This is a genomic window from Yersinia intermedia (genome assembly GCF_900635455.1).
Classification (GTDB): domain Bacteria; phylum Pseudomonadota; class Gammaproteobacteria; order Enterobacterales; family Enterobacteriaceae; genus Yersinia; species Yersinia intermedia.
Genome location: NZ_LR134116.1, coordinates 2547227 through 2572299, shown reverse-complemented (window position 1 = coordinate 2572299; position 25073 = coordinate 2547227). Strand labels below are relative to the sequence as shown.

Genomic DNA, 25073 nt, shown 5'->3' with positions numbered 1-25073 from the left:
CCTGCTATCATTATCGGTCTATGCTTTACCTGCAAAAAAGCCATCCTGCCTTAAAAGATTTTGTGGAGTAGTCATGTATCCTGTTGATTTACATATGCATACCATCGCCAGTACCCATGCTTATAGCACCCTGCACGATTACATTGCCGAAGCTAAGTTAAAAAATATTAAGCTGTTCGCCATTACAGACCATGGCCCGGATATGGCTGATGCCCCGCATTACTGGCACTTTATGAATATGCGTGTCTGGCCACGGTTGGTGGATGGCGTGGGTATTTTGCGTGGTATTGAGGCCAATATTAAGAATCTGGACGGTGATATCGATTGTACCGGTCCGATGCTTGATGCTATAGACCTGCTGATTGCTGGCTTCCATGAGCCTGTATTTCCGCCACAAGACAAAGCCGCCAATACTCAGGCGATGATTGCGGCGATGGCACAGGGGAATGTGCATATCATTAGCCATCCGGGGAATCCTAAATATCCTGTTGATATTCCAGCTATTGCTGAGGCTGCGGCAAAATACAATGTGGCGTTGGAATTGAATAACTCATCCTTTACACATTCACGCAAGGGTAGCGAGGCGAATTGCCGGGCGATTGCCGAAGCGGTTCGTGATGCTGGTGGCTGGTTGGCATTAGGCTCTGACTCCCATATCGCCTATTCGTTGGGAATGTTCGAGCATTGTGAACGGATTATTACTGGGGTTAATTTCCCGCAAGATCGTATTTTGAATGTTAGTCCGCGTCGGTTGCTGAATTACCTTGAGCAACGTGGTGGTCCGGTAATTACTGAGTTGGCAGATTTATAAAACATATTAATACGATAAGATGTGACGTTGTCACATATCATTTGAAAGTTTATAAGACACAGGAAGATGTAAATGAATGATTTTTCTCTGGTATGCCGGGTTCTCGGGTCACTGTTTTACCGCCAACCACAAGATCCGTTACTGGAACCCCTGTTTGAGCTGATAAGTCAGGGAAAATTAGAGCAGCATTGGCCACTAGAGCAAAGTGAACTTCTGGTGCGTTTGCAACAAGACTATCAGCCTCAGGCTGTAACTGCTGACTATAACGCGTTGTTTGTCGGCGACGACCGTAGCGTCTCACCTTATGGTAGCGATTATGAGGATGCTTGCCCAGAAGCTGAGGTTAGAGCATTTTTACAGCAACGCGGGATGCCATTGGGTGACGGACCAACGGATCATTTTGGCGGATTATTACTGGCTGCCTCTTGGCTGGAAGATCAGGCGGCGGAAGATGAAGTTGCGGCCCAAATCGCACTGTTTAATGACTATTTACTGCCCTGGTGTGGTCGTTTTCTCGGCAAAGTAGAAGCTCATGCCACCACCGGTTTTTATCGGACGTTGGCACAGTTGAGCCGCGAAGCGTTGCAAGCGATGTGGGATGAGTTGTCTGAAGATGCTCCACTTTGAGGATTTATCCGTTAGCTGCCTTGCTGCAACTCCAATGATGTTTGATATCAGTGAAGATGCAGCAGACTATCTGGTGTAAACCTCGACGTGCAGTCAGTTAGTCAGTCAGTGGGATGACTAACTGGCCTGGTTTCACTTCTAAACCTTTTGCCAGCTTTTTCGCCATTCCCTCTGCTTTACTCTTTTCACTGTCCAACACATAGGCAGGTTGCTGATCAAAGTAGGATTTCAACGACTGGTTCAGATAAGGTGCCAGTGCTTTCATCACTGAATCCATTTTCTCTGGCTTAACCGTATAATCAGTCAATTCCATATCTTTCAGGAAGATAGCGCCTTTTTCACGATCGAATGTTGGCTGCGCTTTTAGGGTTAGCGTCATATCAGCGCTTTGTGGCCCAAGGATCGAGGTAATATCTACTTTGGCATTACCGGTTAACGTAACTTTGCCAGGTTCTGCGCGGCCAATCTGGCTCTGTAATTGTGTCAAGGTAATGTGAGCGTCAACCAAACCGGGTACGCCAATCTGCTTTTCATAGTTATTGTGTTTTTGCAGATATTCATTGATTTCCTGCTCACTCAATGTGTATTGAGTTAATTGGTTACAGCCGACCAGAGTAGTGGTCACGATCAGCGCAGCAGCGCCCCACGTTAATGTCTTCATCAAAGCCTCATAGCAATATGTACTGAACAAACAAAATAGATTCGTCAAATCAAACCAGCCAAACAGGCCCAATAGTAACCGGTTAATCCACAGTTTTGTATTATTAACCGTATTTGTTCAGCCAGTGTTCAGGATAACGGACAATAATGCGGCGGTGTGGGGCACAGGCCAATCAGATAAGCCTGAATTACAGCTTATGTGAAAATAATAGAAAGTGATGCCGGAGGGCTTGGCTACTCCGGCGATAGTGCTAACGGCAGAAGGGTACTAACGACAGAATCGTGTTAACTGCCACTCAGCATGGCTGACTCAATGCGGCGCTGATTAAACTGCCAATAAAGCCCCACCAACGTCACTAATCCAATAATCCCCAGCAGGAACCACGGTAACTCCGGCATTTCCAGCGTGCGGCCGGTATCGTACATCCACCCGCCGCCGGTATAGCCTAATGCGCCACCCAGTGCCAAACCTAAACGGCTAAAGCCCATGTAGCTGCCACGGGCGCGGGAATCGGCCAGCGAAGCCCCCAGCGTTTCACGCGCCGGTTCAGCAATAATTGAACCCATGTAAAAGAAACAAATAAACATAAACAGTGTTTGCAGATGGGAGATCAAGCCGATCGGGAATAGGCTTAATGTCATGATTAATAGCCCAAACATCAGGCGTTGTTCAAGGCGAAAACGTTTTTCGCTCCAGCGAGCAAGCGGATAAAGCAATGTCAGAGAAAGTGCGGCCTCAATGGCGTACATCCATTTTACGGCTGCCGGTGATCCTGCAATTTCATTTACCACGATTGGTAGCATGAGCATCACCTGTACTGACAGCATGTAATAGCCTGTTAGCGTCAGGACGTAAGTCACAAAGCGGCGATCACGTAGTACCCGCATCAAACCTTCTTTCATTGGTGCGCGCACAGTGGAAATGCGGTACGCGGGCAGCAACCAAAGGTTCCAACCTGCCGCCAAAATGAAGATTACTGCGCCGGTCCAACAGACAAAATGGAAGTCGTATTGCAGCAACCAACTGCCGATCAATGCGCCGATCACCGCACCGGCACTGTCTTGCATCATCAGCAGGGAGTAAAAACGGCCACGTTCATGGGGGCGGGTTAACTTGATAACCAACGCAGTTCGCGGCGGATCAAATAGAGTGCCACCTAAGCCAGACAGCGCGCAAGCGAGCAGGAGTATCCAAGGTTCATCGGCCATTGCCATAAATGCGAAGCCAGCAGCGCGCATCAGCATACCGGTGACAATCATTGGCTTGGCACCAAAACGGTCAGCAATCGCCCCACCAAAGATGCCTAAGCCCTGTTGGACAAGTTGCCTTAATCCTAAGGCAAGACCAACGAGCACCGCAGCCCAACCCAGTTGATCGACAAATCGGATAGAGATGAGTGGGAAGACAACAAAGAAGCCCAACACAACTAATAAGTTATCAAGCAATAAAAAATACTTACCCAAGCTCCGAGCTTGCGATACCAAGGCCATGCTTCACCGTCAGAAATTAAATAGGGAGGGAATAAAAAATACGCTTATAGTTTGTACCCAAATTGCCAGAAACGATAGAGGCTAGATTGATAATATTTTTTTATCGTCAATACGTTATCTCATCAAAAATTCATAATAATATGTATTTTGGCGCTTTAGCTGCGTGATTTCATTGTGCCCCTGTATGCAAAGTTTGCAAGGGTGGTTTTACGCAGGGTATGGGCAACAGGTATATTGAACTAAAAGATTGTCGCTAAATTAAGTACAGAGTGCAGCCCAAGGGGAGCAGATGTTCGGCTATCATTCAGCAACACCTAAAATACGCCTGACGACGGACCGTATGTCATTGCGGTTGGTTTATGAACGTGATGCTTACCGCATGGCGGAGTATTACGCTGAAAATCAGGTATTTCTCAAACCGTGGGAGCCGGTACGCGATCAAAGCCACTGTATGCCTTCCGGTTGGCAGGCGCGGCTGGGAATGATCATGGAGCTGCAAAAACAGGGGAGTGCCTACTATTTTATTCTGCTGGACCCCGAAGAGAAAGAAGTGCGTGGGGTGGCGAATTTTAGCAATATATTGCGAGGTTCGTTCCATGCCTGTTTTCTGGGCTATTCACTAGGTGAGCGCTGGCAGGGGCAGGGTTTAATGTTTGAAGCGTTGCAGCCGCTGATTCGCTATATGCAGCGGCAGGAACGGATGCACCGTATCATGGCTAATTATATGCCGCACAATCATCGTAGTGGCAAGTTACTGGAACGCCTTGGTTTTGAGCGTGAAGGTTACGCCAAGGATTATTTACTGATTGATGGTCAGTGGCGCGATCATGTGCTGACTGCTTTGACTAATAAAGAATGGACGCCAACTCGCTGAGGTCAGGATGAAACACAGTTTAAACGCACTGGAAGCCAGAGTTATTGGCTGTTTGCTAGAAAAACAAGTGACAACACCGGAGCAATATCCGATGTCGCTCAATGGCGTGACCGTCGCCTGTAATCAGAAAACCAACCGTGAACCGGTGATGGAGTTATCTGACTCAGAAGTCCAGCAGACACTGGATTTCTTGCTCAAAAAACACCTTATCCGCACCCAGAGCGGTAACCGAGTAATGAAGTACGAGCACCGCTTTTGCAATTCAGAATTTGGCAACCTAAAGTTCTCATCCGCTGAGTTGGCGGTGATTACCACGCTATTATTGCGTGGTGCACAAACACCTGGAGAGTTGCGTACCCGTACTAACCGGATGTATGAGTTTGCTGATGTTACTGAAACGGAAGAGGTATTAAACCAACTGGCAATCCGCGAAGATGGGCCATTTGTGGTGCGTTTGGCCCGTGAGCCGGGTAAACGTGAAAGCCGTTTTATGCATCTTTTTAGTGGTGATGTGGCCCCGGCATCAGCAATAGCAGAGAATGCTGAGGGGGAAAGCAGCGCCCTTGAGGAAAGAGTTGCCCAACTTGAACGGCAAGTGATCGCACTGACACGTCGGCTGGATGAAGTATTGATTCAGTTGGATGATTAATAAGGATCCTATGGAAAAGCTACGTATTGGTATTGTCGGCTTGGGCGGTATTGCGCAGAAAGCCTATTTACCTATCTTGACTCAAGCACGGGACTGGCAACTGGTTGGTGCGTTCTCCCCCAATCAAGTCAAAGCGCAACCCCTGTGTGACAGCTATCGTATGCGCTATTTTTCTCGATTAGATACGTTAGCTGCTGAATGCGATGCTATTTTTGTTCACAGCAGTACTGCCAGCCATTTTAAAGTGGTAAGTGAACTGTTGCAGGCAGGGATTCATGTTTATGTCGATAAGCCGTTGGCCGAAACACTTGAGCAATCAGAACAATTGATAGCGCTGGCCGCGAAACGGCGTTTGGCACTGATGGTCGGGTTTAATCGACGTTTTGCTCCGCTCTACCAGCAGCTTAAACAACAAGTCATCCACCCGGCATCGCTGCGGATGGAGAAACATCGCCAGAACAGTGTGGGGCCGAATGATCTGCGCTTTACCTTGCTTGATGATTATCTGCATGTGGTGGATACCGCACTGTGGCTTGGTGGCGAGGCGGCAAGGCTCCTGAGTGGAACGGTTCAGACAAATGCTCTGGGGCAGATGTTGTATGCAGAACACCATTTCCAAGCGGGGAATGGTCTGATAACCACCAGTATGCACCGCCAGGCAGGGACACAGCGCGAAAGTGTGCAAGCAGTTAGTACCGGAGCCTGCTACCAGATAAACAACATGAGCCATTGGCAGCAGGAGTCTGATGGGCAGGTGCTAAGTTTGCCTGCACCCAGTTGGCAAACCACGTTAGATCAGCGTGGCTTTACTGGAGCAGTGCAGCATTTTATTGATGCAGTAAGCAACCAAACGGCACCACAAGTTTCGGGCGACCAGGCTATTTATGCACAACGGATGATAGAACAAATTATATCGCAGGGTACTGTTCAATAAGTCGGTAATGCAGAGCATTACGGTACAAAAAGCGGGCTAAGTCAGTAATTTGTTACACCTTGCGATGGATATTCATCGCCGGATACGTAGACTGGCGGCTGTGTTCAAACCGTTTCAGGGGCACCTTAATTTTGGCACCTCAACAATTGGGTAGAAGCAACGCCTGCTAATGCAGGCGTTGATATTTACGACGTATTAAAAAATAGATCGGAAAACAGATCAGAACCCCATATCAGACAACCTATGAATCTACTGAAATCACTGGCAGCCGTCAGTTCCATGACCATGTTTTCCCGCGTATTGGGCTTTGCCCGTGATGCGATAGTGGCGCGGGTTTTTGGTGCCGGGATGGCAACGGATGCCTTCTTTGTGGCGTTTAAATTGCCTAACTTATTGCGGCGTATATTCGCTGAAGGGGCATTCTCACAGGCTTTTGTCCCCATACTGGCTGAATATAAAAGTCAGCAAGGTGAAGAGGCAACGCGGACTTTCATTGCTTACGTCTCTGGTCTGTTAACGCTGATACTGGCCGTCGTAACCGTATTGGGGATGTTAGCCGCACCTTGGGTGATTTTTATTACTGCCCCTGGTTTTACTGATACACCGGATAAGTTTGCGTTAACCTCCGCGTTGCTACGCGTGACTTTCCCCTATATCTTGCTGATTTCGCTGGCCTCTTTAGTGGGGGCTATCCTTAATACTTGGAATCGTTTTTCTATTCCTGCCTTTGCACCCACCTTCCTTAATATCAGCATGATAGGTTTTGCGCTGTTTGCTGCTCCCTACTTCAATCCACCGGTAATGGCTCTGGCCTGGGCGGTGGTGGTTGGCGGGGTGCTGCAATTAGGCTATCAACTCCCTCATCTGAAGAAGATTGGCATGTTGGTGCTGCCGCGGTTATCACTGCGAGATGCAGGTGTCTGGCGAGTTATGCGCCAAATGGGGCCGGCGATCCTTGGTGTGTCAGTCAGCCAAATTTCTTTGATTATTAATACCATTTTTGCTTCATTTTTAGTGTCAGGCTCCGTTTCCTGGATGTACTACGCTGACCGTTTGATGGAGTTTCCATCAGGTGTGCTGGGTGTAGCACTAGGCACTATTTTATTGCCCTCACTGGCAAAAAGTTTCTCCAGTGGCAATCATGATGAATACTCCAGGTTGATGGATTGGGGCTTGCGTTTATGTTTCCTACTGGCGTTACCCAGTGCTGTCGCATTAGGGATTTTAGCTAAACCGCTGGTGGTGTCATTGTTCCAGTACGGTAAATTCAGTGCTTTTGATGCAGCAATGACGCAACGAGCGTTAGTGGCTTATTCCATTGGTTTAATGGGGCTTATTGTGGTGAAAGTGCTGGCTCCTGGCTTTTACTCGCGCCAGAACATTAAAACACCGGTAAAAATTGCCATTATCACACTGATATTGACTCAGGTGATGAACCTGATATTCATTGGGCCGCTCAAGCATGCAGGGTTATCACTCTCTATCGGTTTGGGGGCCTGCCTTAATGCTAGCTTGTTATATTGGCAGTTACGCAAGCAGAAAATATTCCAGCCACAACCGGGTTGGGCTGTGTTCCTGACTAAGTTGGTTATCGGTGTAGTGGTGATGTCGGCTGTGTTACTGGGGCTGCTCTGGGTGATGCCTGCGTGGGATGTGGGAGGGATGGCCTATCGCTTGTTACGGTTGTCTGCTGTCGTTGCCGCAGGGGTGATTGCCTACTTTGCCGCGCTGGCGTTACTCGGATTTAAAATTCGGGATTTTGCCCGGAGAACGTCTTGAGTCAATCAATCAAAATATAATTATATGTTAAATAAATAGTTTAGCGAAAGCCCCGATAATTTATTGGGGCTTTTTTTATGTTTTAATACCTTACATTCATTGCTTTGCATAATACAATTTTTATTTCTATTAAATAAATACAACCAAATCGACTAATTGCATTACTAATCATTAAAAATCATTTCATTAGCTTATCATGTACTTTATTGGGTTAGGGCATTATGTATTTTGAATGGGTGCTGACATGTGCACCAATTTAAATAAAATCGTCCATATTGACCTTTCACTATCCGTGAATTTACTCGTCTCTATGTATATGAAATAGTTGAAGTGCGTATTCAAGGTATTTGATAAATGCATATTTTACGGTTATCTATTTTAATCGCTTTCTTTACATGTAATATTGCTCATGCAGATAAGACTGATTTGACCGGGAATGATAAAAGAAAACAGTGTTTGGCAATATCAGGTCTCTTTGTTCAAGGAAATACACTTATCTCATTAAAGGAGATAGAGCGACTCATTAATGTCAAAAGCAACTGTATTACAAATAATGACATTAACGCTCTGGCCAAAGACATCACTAACGAGTATATAAAAAAAGGCTATATTGCCGCGCGTGTCAGATTTATCCCCATAAATGCGCAGGGACAGCTTGGACTGCGGGTGACCGAAGGTATTGTTGAAAAAATTACCGGTGGGGATAAACGCACACATTACAACATGTTATTTCCTGGCGTGGTGGGTAACCCCATCCAAATATCACAACTTGATCAAGCCATAGACCAGGCCAACAGATTGCAATCTAACCAAGTTACGCTGGATATATTACCAGGCAGTAACGAGAATAACTCAATTATTCTGATAAAAAACAAACAGGCTATGCCATGGCATTTATCAGGTTCAATTGATAATTATGGTTATAAAAATATTGATGAGTGGAAGAAAAAGATGTCTTTTACTCTGGATAGCCCACTCGGGCTGTCAGATGTGATCAGTGTTAGTCTGAATAAAACATTAGATAACGAGAGAGTGCGTTATAAAAATGAAACAACAATATCTTATTCAATCCCTTATGGCGCATTTACATTCAGTGCCTTTATTAACCAAATGCAATATAGGCGTTATGAAACACTGACTTATAATAGGGTTAAGTTTCATGGGAATGTAAGAGACGTTAATTTTCGCTCTGAATATACATTCGAACGCAGCAAGAACAAGATAAACACACTCAGTGTGCAGTTAAAAAATAAGAAAACAAATACCCATCTTAATGATAAGAAAATCGAGGTAAGTAGTTATCAATTTACTACACTGAAACTTGGTTTAAACCAATTTTTCATCAAGCCCGCAAGAATAATTAATATTAATACTTATATCGAAAAAGGTATGCCATGGTTTGGTGATGATAAAACTCGTGGTAATAAAAATGCGTTTAAAATAGATAATAAATTCACAAAAGGAGGTGTCAACTTTAATTTAAATTACGGATTTATGGTTCTTAATTCCCGGTATCAACTAAACAGTATTTTATCCGGGCAATATAGTTATGGTCAATTGCCCAACTCGGAGAAGTTCAGCATAACAGAACGTAATGCTATTCGCGGATTTAGCCGAGAAGCCAGTAAAGGGCACTTAGGTTGGTATATCAAAAATACACTTTCACGGCATATATCGAGCGCTAATTTAACCTTTATACCCCGTGTGGGCATAGATGTTGGGCGAGTATTGCAACGTGATAATAAACAAGGTTGGCAAAGCAGTGCAGGCTTGAGTGCCGGTGTCGGGTTTTACTACAAAAAGGTAAGTCTTGATGCCGAGGTAAGTCGTGGTTGGCTGTTATCAGAGCGTTCAACTCGTAAAGAACCCGTCCAGATATTAGGGCGGCTAAGTTACGCATTTTAATTTTAATACAAAACAGATTAATAAGGATAATAATTCATGGGGAAAAAAGAGTTTAAACTTTCGCCAGCAGGTAAATTAACCGTTCTATTGGCGATGATGCTAACGCCTATCTCTGTTATTCACGCAGCGGAGTCGAGTCTGGCAGCAACAGCGGGGGCACATAGTCCTGATATTCATGTTGCCACTAATGGTGTGACCGTGATTGATATCACCCCACCTTCGGCATCGGGAATGTCTCACAATCAGTATGAGGAGTTCAGTGTGGGTCATGAAGGTATGGTATTTAATAACTCATTGGAAAGTATTAATTCAAATGCGGGGCAACTCAGTGCCAACCCTAATCTGCAAGACAAAGCCGCCAGCTTGATTCTAAATGAGGTGGTTGGTCGTAATGCCTCGCTGTTACTGGGGCAACAGCAAGTTGTTGGTATGGCCGCTGACTACATTCTGGCAAATCCGAATGGTATTAGTTGTGATGGCTGTAGCTTTGACCCTAATTTCAATCAGGTAACCCTGGTGGTGGGACAGTCTGTGGTGAATGACGGGGTATTACAGCAATTTGATACTTCAAATAATACACAAAGAATGACAATAAAGAACACCGCAGCCGCCGATCTGGCGACTGTATTGACGTTAATCACCCCGACTCTCGATGCTCACAGTGATATTCGGGCAACTAAGGATATAAATGTTATTGTTGGGCAAAACACGGTTTCTAGCCAAAATGTAGTGCTCGACTCTGATGCTGGTGACGCCAGCAAGACGATGATTGACGGATATTACCTTGGCAGTATTGCGGCAAATCGTATTCAACTCATCGATACCCGTAAAGGGAGTGGTGTGGCGTTGAGGGGCGATATCACGGCTCAGGAGGAATTAAATATAAATGCAGCAGGCACAATCTGGCTACAAAGCGATGTGGTAAAGGGAGGGACTATTGATCTACACGCCAAGAATGTAATCATGGCTAAAGACTCTTCAACCTTACAAGAACCGAATCAAGTAGTTAAAACTATTTCTGTGGACGGCGGTGATGTCAATATTATCGCTAGCGATAAAACCCAACTAACCAGTGTTCAAATTAGAGCAAGTGACATATTGGTCAAAGGTTCTACAGTAATAATAGAAGGTTCAGCACGCGAAAAGAAAACCATTATAGATTCAGACAAACAGGGTGATGGTCTTGGTGATAAAATCACCGAGTATACTCAAAGTGTGAAGAAATTTGACGAGAGTGTAATACTCGGTGACAGTAGTTTAAATATTGAGGCTACTGATGGTGATTTGGTTATAAAAGGGGCGACTCTGCGAAGTTTTGATGGGGTAAAATTGGATGCAAGTCGTGATTTACTTATCAGCGGGAATATTGGCAAGGAAACGACTGATAAATTGGTTGTAATGAAGAGTTTTGGTTCGGATCTAAAAAATGGCAATAAAAGAGAATTGATTACATTTGAGAATTTAGGTAAAGCAAACATATATGCTAATGGAAATACTGAGTTGAAGGCTGGGCGAGACATCAATGTTGCTGGCGTGAAAGTTAATGTCGATGGGGGGGGCATCTTAAGTTAAATAGTGGCAATAATATTAGTGTGAATCCACAAAAAATTGAAGATTCCAAAGTGAATTATACGGGCTTTACTCAATGGGACGCGTTAGGTGGCAGTGAAAAAGATTTAGATAAAAAACATACTTATATCCATAAGCCGTCAGAATTATCTGGCGGCAATGTTTATATCAATGCCAAAGAAAATGTTTCTATTGTTGCTAGTAAAGTTAATGCGTTAAATGACACGTCGATTAAAGCGGCAGGCGATCTGATTTTGGCGGGAGTGCTTAATAAAATAACAGAATATCATAACAAAAAAACCGGTGGTGCATTTAATATCATTACTGATTCTAGCAATAAGGAAAACAGCAATGAGCGTTTTGTTGATACTGAAATAATATCCGGGGGCAGCGTTGTTTTAGACTCAAATAATGTCTTTATTGATGGTGCACTGGTTAATACTGGCGGGGCATTAGGCGTTGATGCCAAGGGTAATTTTGTTGTCACAGCAGCTCGCCAACAACAGCAGAGTGATGAAGAAAATAGTCGCCTTAGCTGGGAGTGGTTTGCTAACAAACAGAAAGATAAGCAATTTCGGGCAGGATTTGAAATTAAACATGTTAATAACAAAGAAAAAAATAGTAAGACAAAGAGACATTTCGCTACATTAACGGCAAATAAAATTAATATTAATGCAGATAAAGACATTAGGTTTTACGGTACTGCGATAAAAACAAATCAGGGGGATTTAGCGTTGTCGGCTAAAGAGGGGATTCAATTTCTGGCGGCGATTGATTCCCATCTGACAGATAAAGAACGCACGATTTACTCTGGCGGTGCACATTATGATGGTGGAATAGATATGTTTGGTAGTGGTGTTGAGGGTAAATATAGTTATTATGAACACCATAAGATGACCAACACCAGTATTGCCTCAAAGACTGACATTAATGGTAACATGTTAATTACCGCTGGAGAGGATATAACTCATCAAGGTGCTCAGCATCAGGTTAATGGGAAATATCAAGAAAGTGCAAAAAATATCTATCATATGGCAAGCAATGATAAAACCATCAGTAACAGTACAGAGAAAGAAATTAAATCGGGGTTAGGTTTTAATATTAATTACAGTAAATATACCCGGCAAATAGAAAAAATCATAAAGGACCCGGCGAATGTGCTTCATCATTTGGGGGGCACAGGGAGTATCAAAGGAATTTCAGATCCTAATGCTGGTGTAGATATCTATGCCAGTGGTGGTAAGACGACTAAATCAGGTCTCAGTTCATTGGCTTCAGTAACTGAAATAGCCGCTGCAGATATTACTTTACTGGCAAGAGAAAATATCATCGATGATGGGACGCAGTATCATGCCAAGGGTCTTAATAAGGAAGGCGGGCTGTTTAGTTTGGATGCAGGCCATCATTTCAGTCATACAGCAATAAATTCAAGTCAGTCAGAGGTTGATGGTGAGAAAGGTGAGGGCGCGATTCGGGTATCAACCATGACGGGTAAAGATATAAAAGTTGTATTATCGGGTGCAGCCGAGACATCTAAAAAAAATAATGCTAGTAGCATGTTGTTACCCTCATCTATTAAGGCGGGTAGTCATATTCTGATTAAAACAATCGGCAATGCTTATTATCAAGCGACTGAGTTCTCTTCTGAGCAAGGAGGGGGGCATATTAAATCTGGTGGGGATATATATTTTGATCAGGTCATTGATAGCCGCAGTAATAACGCCACAGGCACTCATGGGAAAGGCAAGTTAACACTGGGCGGTGGTATGGGGTCTAAAGAGTTACGCCTTGATTTGGGGGGAGGTTACCAAAAGAATGATGATCATGAGTCTAATGCAAAAGTGAGTCAAATTAATGCACGGCATGATGTCATTTTTGACGCGGCTAACATTACTCTCATCGGGACTGAAATAGGTAATGAAAAAGCCAAGGTTGGCAATGTTCAGATGATGGCAGGCCAAAAATTAATATTAGGGGCCTCGCTGTCAGACAGTGCTAATAATGGTCTTAAAGCCGGTGGGAATATCAGAGTTGGGGGCAAGGTCTCCGCTTCTGTGACTGATAGCAGCAAAATGGGTTTCATTGGCGGTGATGGTAATGCAGATAAAGTCAATGAATCCAGAGTGGTCCGTAAAGGAATGAAGATATACAGTGCCGGGGTGCTTTCATTACAAGCGGGTAGCGATGATAATCAGGCTATTTATACTCAAGGGCTACAGGTTGATGCAAAAAAAGTAGATGTCAGTGCCAATAAAGGAGGCATATTTATGGAGTCTTCGTTAACTATTTTACCAAAAGACAATTGGAACTTTGATATTAACGCCGACTTAGTGCTAACCAGTAAATTTAATAAAGATAGCGATGGTCTTATTGACAAAAGTAGTGGTAGTAAAAGCCATTATACTGGTGCAGGAATAAAAGTGGGTATCGATAAGCAAGATATCGTTGAGCACCAAAACACCCATATAAAGACGGACACTTTCACACTCAAAAGTCATAAAGATACCCGCATGGTCGGTGCTGATGTCTCGACTGATATCGCACTGGTTGATGTTGGCGGTGATCTCCATATAGAAAGCCAGAAAGATAAACAAGATATCACTAAGGTATTGGTCAATTTTGCCCTGAGTCATACAAATGATAAAAGTAGCAGTGTGGTCAGCAATATATCGAAAATCGGCACCAAGCGTTTTGAGGGGCAGATTAAGGATATATTAACCAGAGGGATTAACAAGACAGGTGCGGCGTATAATAAAAGATTTCCACCCAAAGATACCATGGGAGGGGTTAGTTTTAGCAAAGATAAGCAAACTGTAGCATTGCCGCCACTATCAAGCAAAACTCAATCACAAAACCTTGCAGATAAGACGGCCCGTTTTCTTGGCGATAAATTTAAATCGGGATTAACCGGCCCTGCAGGATTAGCCGGTCATGCTAATTTAGATGTCAATATAGTTAAAAATGATGCCATCGATCATGTGTCAGGCATTTTTGCGCAAAAAATGGCTGATATTAAGGTGCTAGGAAAAACGACATTGATAGCCGCTCAAATAAATAACACGGAGAATGAAGTTATTGCTAATATCAAAGAACTGCACGTTGGGAATATAAGTAATAGCTATCATCAAGGTGGTGGTGGATTTAATCTTGCATCTACTATACTGGGTGTTGCCCGAGGCACTATCTCTGATTCAGCTTCAGGGAAAAAGTTACTGATACGCACCCCCTATAATACTAACAAGGATAACAATGTTCAGGGCGGAATTTTTAATTATTCAAGCGGTGAGCATATTATGCCTGACGTCCCTGAAAGTAATTAGCAGTCGGTGATTTAATCTGTTGGTTCGTATTATAACAAAGGCACCAGAGGGTGCCTTTTTCACTGAGATACGACTCACTTTCACCCTGTATTTGGCAGGGCGACGAGAGTTGATGTCGCCACCAATTACATCCGTTCTACCGTTTGAATACCTAAAGTATCCAGACCTTGTTTCAGTGTTTTTGCTGTTAGCATCGCCAGTTTCAGGCGGCTTTGGCGGATTTCTTCACTTTCTGCATTCAGGATCTGGCAGTGTTCGTAGAAGCTGGAGAACAAGCCTGCTAAATCATACAGGTATGAACACATCACATGTGGTGTGCCTTCACGGGCCACCGTGGTGATGACCTCTTCAAACTGCAACAGGCGGGTAGCCAGTGCCGCCTCACGGTCTTCAGTGATAACCAATGGCAATGTCAGGTTGCTTTCATCAATACCGGCACGTTTAAAGACTGAAACCACGCGGGTATAAGCATATTGCATATAAGGCGCAGTGTTACCGTCCAGTGCCAGCATGTTATCCCAGTCGAAGATATAGTCAGTGGTGCGGCTCTTAGACAAGTCGGCATATTTCACTGCACCAATACCAACGGCGTCCACCACCTGCTTCAGCTCATCTGCGGGCATATCGGGGTTTTTCTCGGCAATCAATTTACCAGCACGCTCAATAGCTTCATCCAGTAAATCGGCAAGCTTCACTGTACCGCCGGAGCGCGTCTTAAACGGTTTACCGTCTTTACCCAGCATCATGCCAAACATATGGTGCTCAAGGGGTACTGACTCAGGAACATAACCGGCTTTACGAACGATAGTCCAGGCCTGCATCAGATGCTGGTGCTGACGGGTATCGATGTAATACAGCACGCGGTCTGCGCCCAAGGTTTCATAGCGATATTTGGCACAAGCGATATCAGTGGTGGTGTAGAGGTAACCGCCATCCTTTTTCTGAATGATGACGCCCATTGGCTCACCATCTTTATTTTTATATTCATCCAGATACACCACCGTTGCCCCTTCGCTTTCCACCGCCAGCCCTTTGGCTTTCAGATCAGCAACAATACCCGGCAACATGGCGTTATACAGGCTTTCACCCATCACATCATCTTTGGTCAGTGTGACATTTAACCGATCGTAGGCAATCTGGTTTTGCGCCATGGTGATATCCACCAACTTGCGCCACATCTGACGGCAATACTCGTCACCACCTTGCAGTTTTACCACATAGGCGCGGGCGCGTTGGGCAAACTCTTCATCTTCGTCATAGGTTTTTTTGGCTTGCTGATAGAAAAGCTCCAGATCCGATAAGCCCATATCACTGGCATTTTCGTTCTGCATTTTTTCCAAATAGGCGATCAACATGCCGAATTGGGTACCCCAGTCACCCACGTGGTTAGCGCGAATAACATTGTGGCCCAGGAACTCTAAGGTGCGCACCGCTGCGTCACCGATGATGGTCGAACGCAGGTGACCAACATGCATCTGTTTAGCCACGTTGGGTGCCGAGTAGTCAACCACGATAGTTTGCGGTTCTACCGGTGCAACACCGAGTTTCGGTGCCGTCAGCGCATGTTCTACTTTTTCTGCAACCCATTGGCGGTCCAGAAAAATATTGATAAAACCGGGGCCGGCAATCTCAACTTTGCTGGCAATGCCTGAAAGATCAAGCAGCTCGATGACTTTTTCCGCCAACTGCCTCGGTTGCATGCCAAGTTTTTTGGCAACGGCCATTACGCCATTAGCTTGATAATCGCCAAATTGAGCTTTAGCAGATTGGCGAACCTGAGCTTCGCTGTCTGCTGGAGCACCTGCTGCAATCAGCGCCTGGCTGACTTTATCTGAGAGAAGAGCCTGAATATTCACCGGGTTACCTTAATTACGCACAAAAGACAGATTAATGACGCACAAGAGAATCTCTGTGCCAGTTAATTCAAACAAAGCCTGAGCCTTGCACCGCAAAAGACTGACGGGCGGCAGAGTGGCTTGGTGGATGGTTAGTCACAATATGGCAGGATTTATACCATATTTGACCCTCGGCGTCAGCATCAGGCCAATGGTTGTGGTGAATCTCATGGCTAAATAGATTAACCGGTTATTTTATTAGCAATGGCGGATGTGAAATAACAGAACGGTTAGATTAAATATGGCTGATAAGCGGTAATAACGGTAGATTATGGCCGCGTTACTGCACGCAATAACAATTCAAAAGGAGATCCGAATGCGCAGCCTGAAAGATATTGTTGAGCTACAGGACTTATTAACTGACCTGCCCTATTTTGAGCAAAAATTGGCTAACTTCGCCGCCAGATTGAATTTGGATTTAATGCAGTTTAGCGCTGACCATATTTCGCTGCGTTGCCACCAAACCGAAACCGCGCAACGTTGGCGCACTGGCTTAGCCCATTGTGGTGATTTGATGTCCGAGACACTCATTAATGACCGAGTCATTTGCCTGTTTGATCTGGCTCAACCACTGGTGGTCGGGCCATGGTTGATAGATTGCGTGGAATTGCCCTATCCGGGGAAAACCCATTACCCGCACCAGGGATGGGAGCATATCGAGCTAGTCCTGCCTGGTTCTCCACATACCTTGAGGTCACGTGCCCGTGCTTTATTGCCAGCCACATTGCCGGAAGGTATTAGCGAGAAATTCAGTTCTCCACAAGGGGAACATGAGCGCTTAGCCAACCCGACACTGGCGGTGAGTGATGGTGAGATAACTATTAAGTTTCATCCCTATACGTTGCGCCAGATTGTGGCCAGTGAGCGTAATGATTAACGTGAATGGGTTATTTATTTCGATAGCGATTTTCACTTATGGTTATCACTGTGACTGACATCTACTCATAGATTCAAAATGAGTGCCATAGTAAACACTTAAGTATGATTTATTAGTTTGTGTTTTAGTTCGAGAGAGGTTTGGCTATTTATTCATTCAATAGATGAATTATTTAATTCTTATTAATATGCCCGCAACTCAGCAGGGTATAGATACTGTCGCTGTGGCGTTCGTCAAACGGGAGAGAGAATGACTATATTGGAAATTTGTTGCTATAGCGTTGATTGCGCGCAGATAGCAGAAAAGGCAGGAGCCGACCGGATTGAATTATGCTGCGGTCAGTCCGAAGGGGGGTTAACACCTAGCATTGGCATGTTAATGCAAGCCAATGAAACCGTCACTATTCCGGTGCATCCTATCGTAAGACCACGGGGTGGTGATTTCTGTTATAGCAATAATGACTTTGCAATCATCAAGAATGATATCGCGCGAATCCGTGATATGGGATTTGCGGGGGTAGTGGTTGGCGTACTGGATGAAGATGGCCACATTGATATGCCACGGATGCGGGAGATAATGTCCATCAGCGGCCCGTTGGCGGTCACTTTCCACCGGGCATTTGATATGTGCCAGAACCCCATGACTGCCTTACAACAATTGGCCGACCTGAGAGTGGCTCGAATTCTGACTTCGGGCCAGCAGCCAAATGCTGAACTGGGACTGGCATTATTAAAGGACTTGCTTGCTGCAACCCAGGATTCCGGGCCGGTGATTATGGCTGGTGCGGGAGTCCGCTTGACGAATATGCAGAAGTTTATCGATGCCGGTATCCGTGAGCTGCACAGCTCTGCCGGGCGGGCTGCCCCATCGACCATGAGATATCGCAAAGCGGGCGTCACAATGTGTGCCGACAGCGATGCTGATGAGTTTGCCCATTATTGTGTTGATGGTGACGTTGTGGAAGCGATGAAGAGTCTGTTAGTGATGGGCGCACCTCTTTCGCAAAGCGCCTAGATCCTGCGTACTTGGCTCACCGGTTGTACACCGCCCCCGGCTGATTAAATCGGGGGCGGTTTTATTATGGCTTACGCGCGATTAATACTGCTCTGAGAGGGGCAGGGTAGCCTTCTACCGTTTTGCTTGGGTCATGTGGGTCAAGGAATTCGGCTAACGATTCGCTGGTCATCCAGCCGGTTCGGCGCTGTTCATCGGTGGTGGTCAGCGCCATATCAGCGATCCTGACATCGACAAACCCGCACTTTTCCAGCCAGGCTTTTAACGCCGGTGCTGATGGAATGAAATAAACGTTGCGCATCTGGGCATATCGGTCACCGGGGACTAATACCTGCTGGCTATCACCTTCAACGACTAAGGTCTCAAGTACCAGTTCGCCGTCGTTGACCAACTGATTTTTGAGCTGATAAAGGTGGTCCAAAGGTGAGCGGCGGTGATACAGCACCCCCATTGAGAACACAGTATCAAAAGCTGCCAGCTCCGGCAGTTGTTCAATACCCAGCGGCAGTACATGCGCTCGCTGATCCCCCCCCAACAGTTTACGAATAGCTTCGAACTGGCATAAAAACAGTTGCATTGGGTCGATGCCAACAGCCAGGTGGGCACCTTCACCAATCATGCGCCACAAATGATAACCACTACCGCAGCCGACATCCAAAATGCTACGACCAGCCAGTGGGCTGATATGGGGTAACACGCGTTGCCATTTCCAGTCAGAACGCCACTCGGTATCAATATCCAGCCCGTAGAGAGAGAATGGGCCTTTGCGCCACGGCATCAAAGTGCGCAACATATTCTCCATCCCTTCCCGCTGGCCGGCTGAAAGGAGGGGCGACATCTCAGCTCGCACACCGTCACGTAAATCCAATGTGGTCGGTGTAAGTAACGGCAAATGCTCTACCGCGTTAAACCAAGTTTTAAACTTACCGTGTAACGACTCCCGCTGCCAGGCACTGAGCTGCGCGGGCAGGGTATCTAACCATGGACTTAATGGGCCTTTGGCAATCAGCCGGTAAAAATCGCCAAATTCAATCATTGCGCCTCTCCTGCTTTCAGCGCGATCAACGAGCCAAAGTTAAAGCATTGGAACCAGACTTCTGCGTGTTCAAAACCCGCCTGATGCAAGCGTTGTTTATGGGTTTCAACCGAGTCGGTTAACATGACGTTCTCCAGCATGCTGCGTTTCTGACTGATTTCCAGTTCGCTGTAGCCATTGGCGCGCTTAAAATCGAGGTGCATATTGAACAGCAATTCACCAATATCGTTATCTTCAAAATTGAATTTTTCGGATAATACCAAGGCACCTCCTGGGCGTAACCCTTGGTACACTTGATTAAGTAGCCGCTGGCGATCTGCGGGTTCAAGGAATTGCAGTGTGAAGTTCAGCACCACCATGGAGGCATTTTCTAGCTGAATATCCAGAATATCGGATTCTATGACGTCCACCGGCGTTTCCGCCCGGAAAGCATCCAGATGGCGGCGGCAACGTTCAACCATTGCTGGCGAATTATCCACGGCAATAATTTTGCAGCCCTCAGCCTTAATATTACGGCGCATTGACAGTGTCGCCGCACCCAGCGAGCAGCCGAGATCATAAATCTGGCTGTTAGGCTGCACAAAACGTTGCGCCAACATACCTATCATCGAAATAATATTGGAGTAACCTGGGACCGATCGCTGGATCATATCGGGAAATACTTCAGCGACCTTTTCGTCGAAGGTCCAGTCACCTAACTGGGCAATAGGGGCTGCAAACAGGCTGTCACGCTGTGGCTCTATCGCCTCAGACGGATGGCGCTGTGTGTCGTTTTGAGATTGAGTGTCGCGATTTGGCATGACTGTCATTGGCATTAACAAGAAATTTAAGGCGCATATTATAACAGAAATCTGTGTAGATCAGCGCGATAATACGAGTGACGGGAGCAGATGGGCATGAAGGCGGTAGTCAGCCGCCCAAACTAACGGTGTTGCGGCGATGTCACTCTCGTAACGGATCAAGCGACAATTCAGATCAGGTCAGACTGAAAACCTGATCCCAAGGCAAATAGTAAATATTAGCAATAACCATTAATACCAACGAAACGTAGGTGGCACTCATCCCGGAGCGACGCCAGCGAATTTCACGATGGCGCAAGCCATAATAATGCAGCAGACGGCCAATTATCAGCATTAATCCACAGATATGGATCATCCACGTTTCAGCACCGTTCATCTCCATCATAATGAGTAAAATAACAGCAATAGGGATATATTCTACGGCGTTCCCATGTACCCGGATGGCAGTTTGTAATTCATAAAAGCCGCCGTCGCCATAAGCGACCCGGTACTGGTTTCTCAATTTAACCACATCAAATGAAAGCTTTATCAATAACAGTGCGCCCAACACGACATAAAGCGAGCTAACCATTTTCAACTCCATTGCCCAACCATAACTGGCTGAATAATGATAACCGCCTGTTGGGTTACTGTCGCTAGAAAAATCGCTGGATTATCATTTCTTGAGGTTCAGTTTAGTGTTTGGAAAGATGAGGTTAAAACAACGTCGCTTGTTCGGGCCAGTCTGGAGCAGTTGCTAGCGTCGGTATGCGTGCTGCTAACTGTTGCCATATCTTTTGCGCTTGCTGCGGCGAATCACTGTTATCAGGGGTATGAATGAATAAATAAGGCTGATATTGCTGTTCCCACTGTGGCAGCCTTTGTAACCATGGCGAAAATAGCGCTAAATTATCATCCATTTGGTCGCCACCAATAAATCGTACTAAGGGCTGATTGCCAGTGACGACGGCATGTACGGGGAGGCGGGGTTTCTTGCTTTGCGCATCCCGTACTGCCGTTGTTGCCGGTTTGGCTGCATGAATAGCGCGGCTATCTAATATCACCCGATTGATTGACCGTTGGTGCAAACCTTGGTTGAGCGCCAACTCAGCGGCCCCTTTGGCAAAAAACTCAGGATGGCGTACTTCGACCCCATAATTGAAGCCAGCAGGCAATTTATCGAGAAATTGCCACAGATGATTCAACGCATTAGGCCCAAAGGCTGCGGGCAACTGTAACCACAACTGACCAATGCGTTCATGCAATGGGGCCAACCAGTGATAAAAAGCCTGTAGATCCAGTTCACATTCGCGCAACGCAGACTGATGGCTAATCGTTGAGGGGAATTTAAAGCAAAAGCGGAAATTGTCCGGCGTCATATCGCGCCAGCGCTGTACGATCTCCAGCCGTGGCAATGCATAAAACGTCGTATTCCCCTCTACACAATTAAAGTAGCGGCTATAGTCAGCTAAATCCTTGATACCCAGCCGGTTCCAGGTTGGGTGTTGCCATTGCGGCAGTCCGATATACATTTTTTACCCTTCTTACTTGGCGCTACAGCGTTGTTAGCTGCACTGACGTTATAGCGTTACGCGCTAAGGGCCGCAAGAATTTCGCGGCTACTGCGCACGCGGGATATCCGTGGGAAAATATGCGTAAATGCGAACTGCTGCATCTCATTGCTCGCCGTACTGCAACCGTCTTCGGCAATCACCAATTCATAACCGTGCTCCCAAGCTGCACGAGCTGTTGACTCCACACCGATATTGGTGGCAATCCCCGCCAATACGATGGTTTTGATGCCGCGCCGGCGCAATTGTAAATCCAAATCTGTGCCGTAAAATGCGCCCCACTGGTGTTTAGTGATTTTGATATCTTGATCAGCCACCGCGAGTTGTTCGGGGAACGTCCACCATGAGTCTGGCAACCCGCCTTTGGGGGCAGGGCTTGGCTGATCTACCGGTTGTTTTAGTGCCTCGGCGAAGGAATCGGACCAACCCACACGCACCAAAACCACCGGAGCATCCAGCAAGCGAAACTGTTCTGCCAATTGCGCGTTGGTCGCGATGATCTGTGCTGCCGTGTAGGGGCCTTTGGCAAAAGGTAAGATCCCTTGTTGTAAGTCAATCAGCACCAGTGCGGTGGTTTTTACATCAAGTTTCATTCTGCTACACCTTAATATCATTATGCGAAAGTTGGGATGAGCGGTTTCACCCGTTGCCCTGTTTATGCCAGCATATGTTATCGGGCGGTCCTTGTGAGGGGATAAATTTGTTAAATGATGTGTTAAAACATCGCTGAAAGGGATTTTGTCGTGCCTGAGCTGTGCGTTCGCTCTTATCTATACCATGAAATTCCTTTATAATGACCCCCATTTTTCAAGACTCTTTAATCCAAAACACCTAAGAAAACAGTCGCACGGACAGTGCATAGCGCGTGCGGCATCGGCTGAGTAAAAGGATATTGTATGCGTACTGAGTATTGCGGGCAGTTGAATCTGTCCCATGTGGGCCAAAGCGTTACACTTTGTGGTTGGGTTAACCGTCGTCGTGACCTGGGTGGTCTGATTTTTATTGATATGCGTGATCGCGAAGGCATTGTTCAGGTATTTTTCGATCCAGACCATAAAGCCGCTTTTGAACAGGCTTCAGAGTTGCGTAATGAGTTCTGTATCCAGATTACCGGCACCGTGCGCGCCCGCCCTGATAGCCAAATCAATAAAGATATGTCGACGGGCGAAGTGGAAATCTTTGCCAATGCGCTGAATATCATCAATCGTTCTGAGCCGTTGCCACTGGACTCAAATCAAACCAACAGTGAAGAACAGCGTCTGAAGTATCGCTATTTGGATTTGCGCCGCCCGGAAATGGCTGATCGCCTGAAAAGCCGTGCCAAAATCACCAGCTTTGTCCGTCGCTTTATGGACAGCCATGGTTTCCTCGATATTGAAACCCCAATGCTGACCAAAGCAACCCCAGAAGGTGCGCGTGACTATCTGGTGCCAAGCCGTGTACACAAAGGCAAGTTCTATGCATTGCCACAATCACCACAGCTGTTTAAACAGTTACTGATGATGTCTGGCTTTGACCGCTATTATCAGATCGTAAAATGCTTCCGTGATGAAGACTTGCGTGCTGACCGCCAGCCTGAATTCACCCAAATTGATGTTGAAACCTCTTTCATGACCGCCGATCAAGTGCGTGAAGTGATGGAGAAGTTGGTGCGTGAATTGTGGCAGGAAACCAAAGGCGTGGATCTGGGTGACTTCCCGGTGATGACTTTTGCTGAAGCTATGCGTCGTTTCGGTTCTGATAAACCAGACCTGCGTAACCCAATGGAATTGGTGGATGTTGCGGATCTGGTTAAAGACGTTGAGTTTAAAGTCTTCTCTGGCCCGGCAAATGATGCCAAAGGCCGTGTCGCTGCACTGCGTGTTCCCGGTGGCGCACAGGTTACCCGTAAGCAAATCGATGAGTACGGCCAGTTTGTCAGCATCTATGGCGCGAAAGGCTTAGCATGGTTGAAAGTCAATGACCGTGCAGCAGGTGTTGAAGGTGTGCAAAGCCCAATTGCGAAATTCCTTAGTGCAGAGGTGCTGGAAGCCATTCTGGTTCGCGCTCAGGCTGAGAGCGGCGATATTCTGTTCTTTGGTGCCGATAGCAACAAAATCGTCACTGACGCGATGGGGGCATTGCGTCTGAAAGTAGGTCGTGACCTGGAACTGACCAAACTGGGGACATGGGCACCGCTGTGGGTTGTTGACTTCCCGATGTTCGAAGATGATAGCGAAGGTGGCCTAACGGCGATGCATCATCCGTTTACCGCACCAAAAGAGATGAGCCCAGAGCAATTGGCTGCGGCACCGACTACGGCTATCGCCAATGCGTACGATATGGTGATTAACGGTTATGAAGTCGGTGGCGGTTCAGTGCGTATTCACCGTACCGAAATGCAGCAACAGGTGTTTGGTATTCTGGGTATCAATGAACACGAGCAGCGTGAGAAATTTGGCTTCCTGCTGGACGCATTGAAATATGGCACACCGCCACACGCAGGTCTGGCTTTCGGCCTGGATCGTCTGGTGATGCTGCTGACCGGTACTGATAACATTCGTGATGTTATTGCTTTCCCGAAAACCACTGCGGCGGCTTGTCTGATGACCGATGCGCCAAGCTTTGCTAATCCTGCTTCTCTGCAAGAGCTGTCAATCAGCGTGGTGGCGAAGAAAGGGGCAACAGACGTAGCGGAAGAAGAGAATCAGTAATGAATTATATATACCCAATAGATTTCAAGATGCAGGAAGGCGGCAAGCAAGAGAATCCCGGAGAGCTTACACCGGTAAGTGATTCGGATGATTGAGCGAAGCCAACACACTTGCAGTTTGAAAGATGACGGGTATAAGCGCCCAGAATCAATACTGGCGGTGATCTACGCCAGATCCAGTGGTCGGGTGCTGATGTTGCAACGGCGTGATGATCCTGATTTCTGGCAGTCGGTGACCGGCAGTCTGGAAGAGGGGGAAGCGCCGTGGCAAACCGCGCAGCGCGAAGTAAAGGAAGAAGTCGGCATTGATATACTGGGTGAAAACCTTGATCTGTTCGACTGCCAGCGTTGTGTGGAATTTGAACTCTTTGTGCATTTGCGCCGTCGCTATGCGCCGGGTGTTACGCGGAATAAAGAACATTGGTTCTGTCTGGCGTTACCCGAAGAGCGGGATGTGGTGATCACCGAACATCTTGCTTACCAGTGGTTAGATGCAGCGACTGCCGCAGCATTAACTAAATCCTGGAGTAATCAGCAAGCGATTGAAGAGTACGTTCTTTATTCAAGCTAGTATTTTTGGAGATACTTAT

The 25073-nt window shown here is 46.3% G+C and carries 21 protein-coding genes; 13 read left to right on the top strand and 8 right to left on the bottom strand.

Going from position 1 to position 25073, the window contains the following annotated elements; all coding sequences use genetic code 11:
* The first annotated feature begins 73 nt into the window (after positions 1 to 73).
* On the top strand, positions 74 to 811 hold the full coding sequence (locus EL015_RS11750; RefSeq protein WP_005185182.1) for a phosphatase: 738 nt from the start codon (positions 74 to 76) through the stop codon (positions 809 to 811).
* 72 nt (positions 812 to 883) lie between these two features.
* Positions 884 to 1438 carry a TorD/DmsD family molecular chaperone gene (locus tag EL015_RS11745; protein ID WP_005185184.1) on the top strand — a complete coding sequence of 185 codons (555 nt, stop codon included), beginning with the start codon at positions 884 to 886 and terminating at the stop codon, positions 1436 to 1438.
* Positions 1439 to 1535: 97 nt separating this feature from the next.
* Here EL015_RS11745 and EL015_RS11740 read toward each other — a convergent pair whose 3' ends face one another.
* Both EL015_RS11740 and mdtH read right to left on the bottom strand, forming a co-directional pair.
* Positions 1536 to 2099 carry a lipoprotein gene (locus EL015_RS11740; protein WP_032906320.1) on the bottom strand — a complete coding sequence of 188 codons (564 nt, stop codon included), beginning with the start codon at positions 2097 to 2099 and terminating at the stop codon, positions 1536 to 1538.
* 284 nt (positions 2100 to 2383) lie between these two features.
* Positions 2384 to 3589, bottom strand: coding sequence for a multidrug efflux MFS transporter MdtH (gene mdtH, locus EL015_RS11735; RefSeq protein WP_005185188.1), 1206 nt, complete (start codon positions 3587 to 3589; stop codon positions 2384 to 2386).
* Positions 3590 to 3878: 289 nt separating this feature from the next.
* On the opposite strand from mdtH, the gene rimJ reads away from it, so the two are divergent.
* From rimJ to EL015_RS11700, 7 genes are all read left to right on the top strand, one after another.
* A complete protein-coding gene (gene rimJ, locus EL015_RS11730) occupies positions 3879 to 4463 on the top strand; it encodes a ribosomal protein S5-alanine N-acetyltransferase (protein WP_005185191.1) in 585 nt (194 codons plus the stop codon).
* Between the two features lie 7 nt (positions 4464 to 4470).
* On the top strand, positions 4471 to 5112 hold the full coding sequence (locus EL015_RS11725; protein ID WP_005185195.1) for a YceH family protein: 642 nt from the start codon (positions 4471 to 4473) through the stop codon (positions 5110 to 5112).
* Positions 5105 to 6046 carry a Gfo/Idh/MocA family protein gene (locus EL015_RS11720; protein ID WP_032906322.1) on the top strand — a complete coding sequence of 314 codons (942 nt, stop codon included), beginning with the start codon at positions 5105 to 5107 and terminating at the stop codon, positions 6044 to 6046. Before EL015_RS11725 ends, EL015_RS11720 begins: the two co-directional genes overlap by 8 nt.
* A gap of 243 nt (positions 6047 to 6289) precedes the next feature.
* Entirely contained in the window at positions 6290 to 7825 is a 1536-nt protein-coding gene (gene murJ / locus EL015_RS11715) for a murein biosynthesis integral membrane protein MurJ (RefSeq protein WP_005185199.1), read from the top strand.
* A 354-nt stretch (positions 7826 to 8179) separates the two neighbouring features.
* Positions 8180 to 9730 (top strand): ShlB/FhaC/HecB family hemolysin secretion/activation protein, encoded by a 1551-nt coding sequence (locus tag EL015_RS11710; RefSeq protein WP_005185201.1) that lies wholly within the window; start codon positions 8180 to 8182, stop codon positions 9728 to 9730.
* A 36-nt stretch (positions 9731 to 9766) separates the two neighbouring features.
* Entirely contained in the window at positions 9767 to 11302 is a 1536-nt protein-coding gene (locus EL015_RS11705; RefSeq protein WP_005185204.1) for a two-partner secretion domain-containing protein, read from the top strand.
* A gap of 20 nt (positions 11303 to 11322) precedes the next feature.
* Positions 11323 to 14619, top strand: a complete 3297-nt coding sequence (locus tag EL015_RS11700; RefSeq protein ID WP_005185207.1) for a hemagglutinin repeat-containing protein — start codon at positions 11323 to 11325, stop codon at positions 14617 to 14619.
* A 125-nt stretch (positions 14620 to 14744) separates the two neighbouring features.
* Here the strand turns inward: EL015_RS11700 and argS are convergent, their stop codons facing one another.
* On the bottom strand, positions 14745 to 16475 hold the full coding sequence (gene argS / locus EL015_RS11695; protein WP_005185210.1) for an arginine--tRNA ligase: 1731 nt from the start codon (positions 16473 to 16475) through the stop codon (positions 14745 to 14747).
* A 355-nt stretch (positions 16476 to 16830) separates the two neighbouring features.
* On the opposite strand from argS, the gene EL015_RS11690 reads away from it, so the two are divergent.
* Both EL015_RS11690 and cutC read left to right on the top strand, forming a co-directional pair.
* Positions 16831 to 17391, top strand: a complete 561-nt coding sequence (locus EL015_RS11690) for a VOC family protein (protein ID WP_032906324.1) — start codon at positions 16831 to 16833, stop codon at positions 17389 to 17391.
* 249 nt (positions 17392 to 17640) lie between these two features.
* On the top strand, positions 17641 to 18405 hold the full coding sequence (cutC, locus tag EL015_RS11685; protein ID WP_032906326.1) for a copper homeostasis protein CutC: 765 nt from the start codon (positions 17641 to 17643) through the stop codon (positions 18403 to 18405).
* A gap of 64 nt (positions 18406 to 18469) precedes the next feature.
* On the opposite strand, the gene cmoB is transcribed toward cutC, so the two are convergent.
* From cmoB to EL015_RS11660, 5 genes are all read right to left on the bottom strand, one after another.
* Positions 18470 to 19441: a tRNA 5-methoxyuridine(34)/uridine 5-oxyacetic acid(34) synthase CmoB gene (gene cmoB / locus EL015_RS11680; protein ID WP_032906329.1), complete on the bottom strand. Its 972-nt coding sequence runs from the start codon at positions 19439 to 19441 to the stop codon at positions 18470 to 18472.
* Complete coding sequence (gene cmoA, locus EL015_RS11675; protein ID WP_032906332.1) at positions 19438 to 20241, bottom strand: carboxy-S-adenosyl-L-methionine synthase CmoA; 804 nt, start codon at positions 20239 to 20241, stop codon at positions 19438 to 19440. The genes cmoB and cmoA overlap by 4 nt, the downstream gene beginning before the upstream one ends.
* A 175-nt stretch (positions 20242 to 20416) precedes the next feature.
* Positions 20417 to 20812 carry an MAPEG family protein gene (locus EL015_RS11670; RefSeq protein ID WP_032906334.1) on the bottom strand — a complete coding sequence of 132 codons (396 nt, stop codon included), beginning with the start codon at positions 20810 to 20812 and terminating at the stop codon, positions 20417 to 20419.
* 124 nt (positions 20813 to 20936) lie between these two features.
* Complete coding sequence (locus EL015_RS11665) at positions 20937 to 21752, bottom strand: DUF72 domain-containing protein (RefSeq protein WP_005185231.1); 816 nt, start codon at positions 21750 to 21752, stop codon at positions 20937 to 20939.
* Positions 21753 to 21808: 56 nt separating this feature from the next.
* Complete coding sequence (locus tag EL015_RS11660; protein ID WP_005185232.1) at positions 21809 to 22384, bottom strand: hydrolase; 576 nt, start codon at positions 22382 to 22384, stop codon at positions 21809 to 21811.
* A gap of 303 nt (positions 22385 to 22687) precedes the next feature.
* Between EL015_RS11660 and aspS the strand changes: the two genes are divergently transcribed.
* Together aspS and nudB are read left to right on the top strand one after the other, a co-directional pair.
* Complete coding sequence (aspS, locus tag EL015_RS11655) at positions 22688 to 24484, top strand: aspartate--tRNA ligase (protein ID WP_005185233.1); 1797 nt, start codon at positions 22688 to 22690, stop codon at positions 24482 to 24484.
* An 87-nt stretch (positions 24485 to 24571) separates the two neighbouring features.
* Positions 24572 to 25054, top strand: a complete 483-nt coding sequence (nudB, locus tag EL015_RS11650) for a dihydroneopterin triphosphate diphosphatase (protein WP_005185234.1) — start codon at positions 24572 to 24574, stop codon at positions 25052 to 25054.
* Positions 25055 to 25073 lie beyond the last annotated feature (19 nt).

What these genes read in the sequence shown, in the direction of transcription:
- EL015_RS11750 (WP_005185182.1), top strand. Translation starts at nt 74, where the DNA reads ATGTATCCTGTTGATTTACATATGCATACCATCGCCAGTACCCATGCT.
- EL015_RS11745 (WP_005185184.1), top strand. Translation starts at nt 884, where the DNA reads ATGAATGATTTTTCTCTGGTATGCCGGGTTCTCGGGTCACTGTTTTAC.
- EL015_RS11740 (WP_032906320.1), bottom strand. Translation starts at nt 2,099, where the DNA reads ATGAAGACATTAACGTGGGGCGCTGCTGCGCTGATCGTGACCACTACT.
- mdtH (WP_005185188.1), bottom strand. Translation starts at nt 3,589, where the DNA reads ATGGCCTTGGTATCGCAAGCTCGGAGCTTGGGTAAGTATTTTTTATTG.
- rimJ (WP_005185191.1), top strand. Translation starts at nt 3,879, where the DNA reads ATGTTCGGCTATCATTCAGCAACACCTAAAATACGCCTGACGACGGAC.
- EL015_RS11725 (WP_005185195.1), top strand. Translation starts at nt 4,471, where the DNA reads ATGAAACACAGTTTAAACGCACTGGAAGCCAGAGTTATTGGCTGTTTG.
- EL015_RS11720 (WP_032906322.1), top strand. Translation starts at nt 5,105, where the DNA reads ATGATTAATAAGGATCCTATGGAAAAGCTACGTATTGGTATTGTCGGC.
- murJ (WP_005185199.1), top strand. Translation starts at nt 6,290, where the DNA reads ATGAATCTACTGAAATCACTGGCAGCCGTCAGTTCCATGACCATGTTT.
- EL015_RS11710 (WP_005185201.1), top strand. Translation starts at nt 8,180, where the DNA reads ATGCATATTTTACGGTTATCTATTTTAATCGCTTTCTTTACATGTAAT.
- EL015_RS11705 (WP_005185204.1), top strand. Translation starts at nt 9,767, where the DNA reads ATGGGGAAAAAAGAGTTTAAACTTTCGCCAGCAGGTAAATTAACCGTT.
- EL015_RS11690 (WP_032906324.1), top strand. Translation starts at nt 16,831, where the DNA reads ATGCGCAGCCTGAAAGATATTGTTGAGCTACAGGACTTATTAACTGAC.
- cutC (WP_032906326.1), top strand. Translation starts at nt 17,641, where the DNA reads ATGACTATATTGGAAATTTGTTGCTATAGCGTTGATTGCGCGCAGATA.
- cmoB (WP_032906329.1), bottom strand. Translation starts at nt 19,441, where the DNA reads ATGATTGAATTTGGCGATTTTTACCGGCTGATTGCCAAAGGCCCATTA.
- cmoA (WP_032906332.1), bottom strand. Translation starts at nt 20,241, where the DNA reads ATGCCAAATCGCGACACTCAATCTCAAAACGACACACAGCGCCATCCG.
- EL015_RS11670 (WP_032906334.1), bottom strand. Translation starts at nt 20,812, where the DNA reads ATGGTTAGCTCGCTTTATGTCGTGTTGGGCGCACTGTTATTGATAAAG.
- EL015_RS11665 (WP_005185231.1), bottom strand. Translation starts at nt 21,752, where the DNA reads ATGTATATCGGACTGCCGCAATGGCAACACCCAACCTGGAACCGGCTG.
- EL015_RS11660 (WP_005185232.1), bottom strand. Translation starts at nt 22,384, where the DNA reads ATGAAACTTGATGTAAAAACCACCGCACTGGTGCTGATTGACTTACAA.
- aspS (WP_005185233.1), top strand. Translation starts at nt 22,688, where the DNA reads ATGCGTACTGAGTATTGCGGGCAGTTGAATCTGTCCCATGTGGGCCAA.
- nudB (WP_005185234.1), top strand. Translation starts at nt 24,572, where the DNA reads ATGATTGAGCGAAGCCAACACACTTGCAGTTTGAAAGATGACGGGTAT.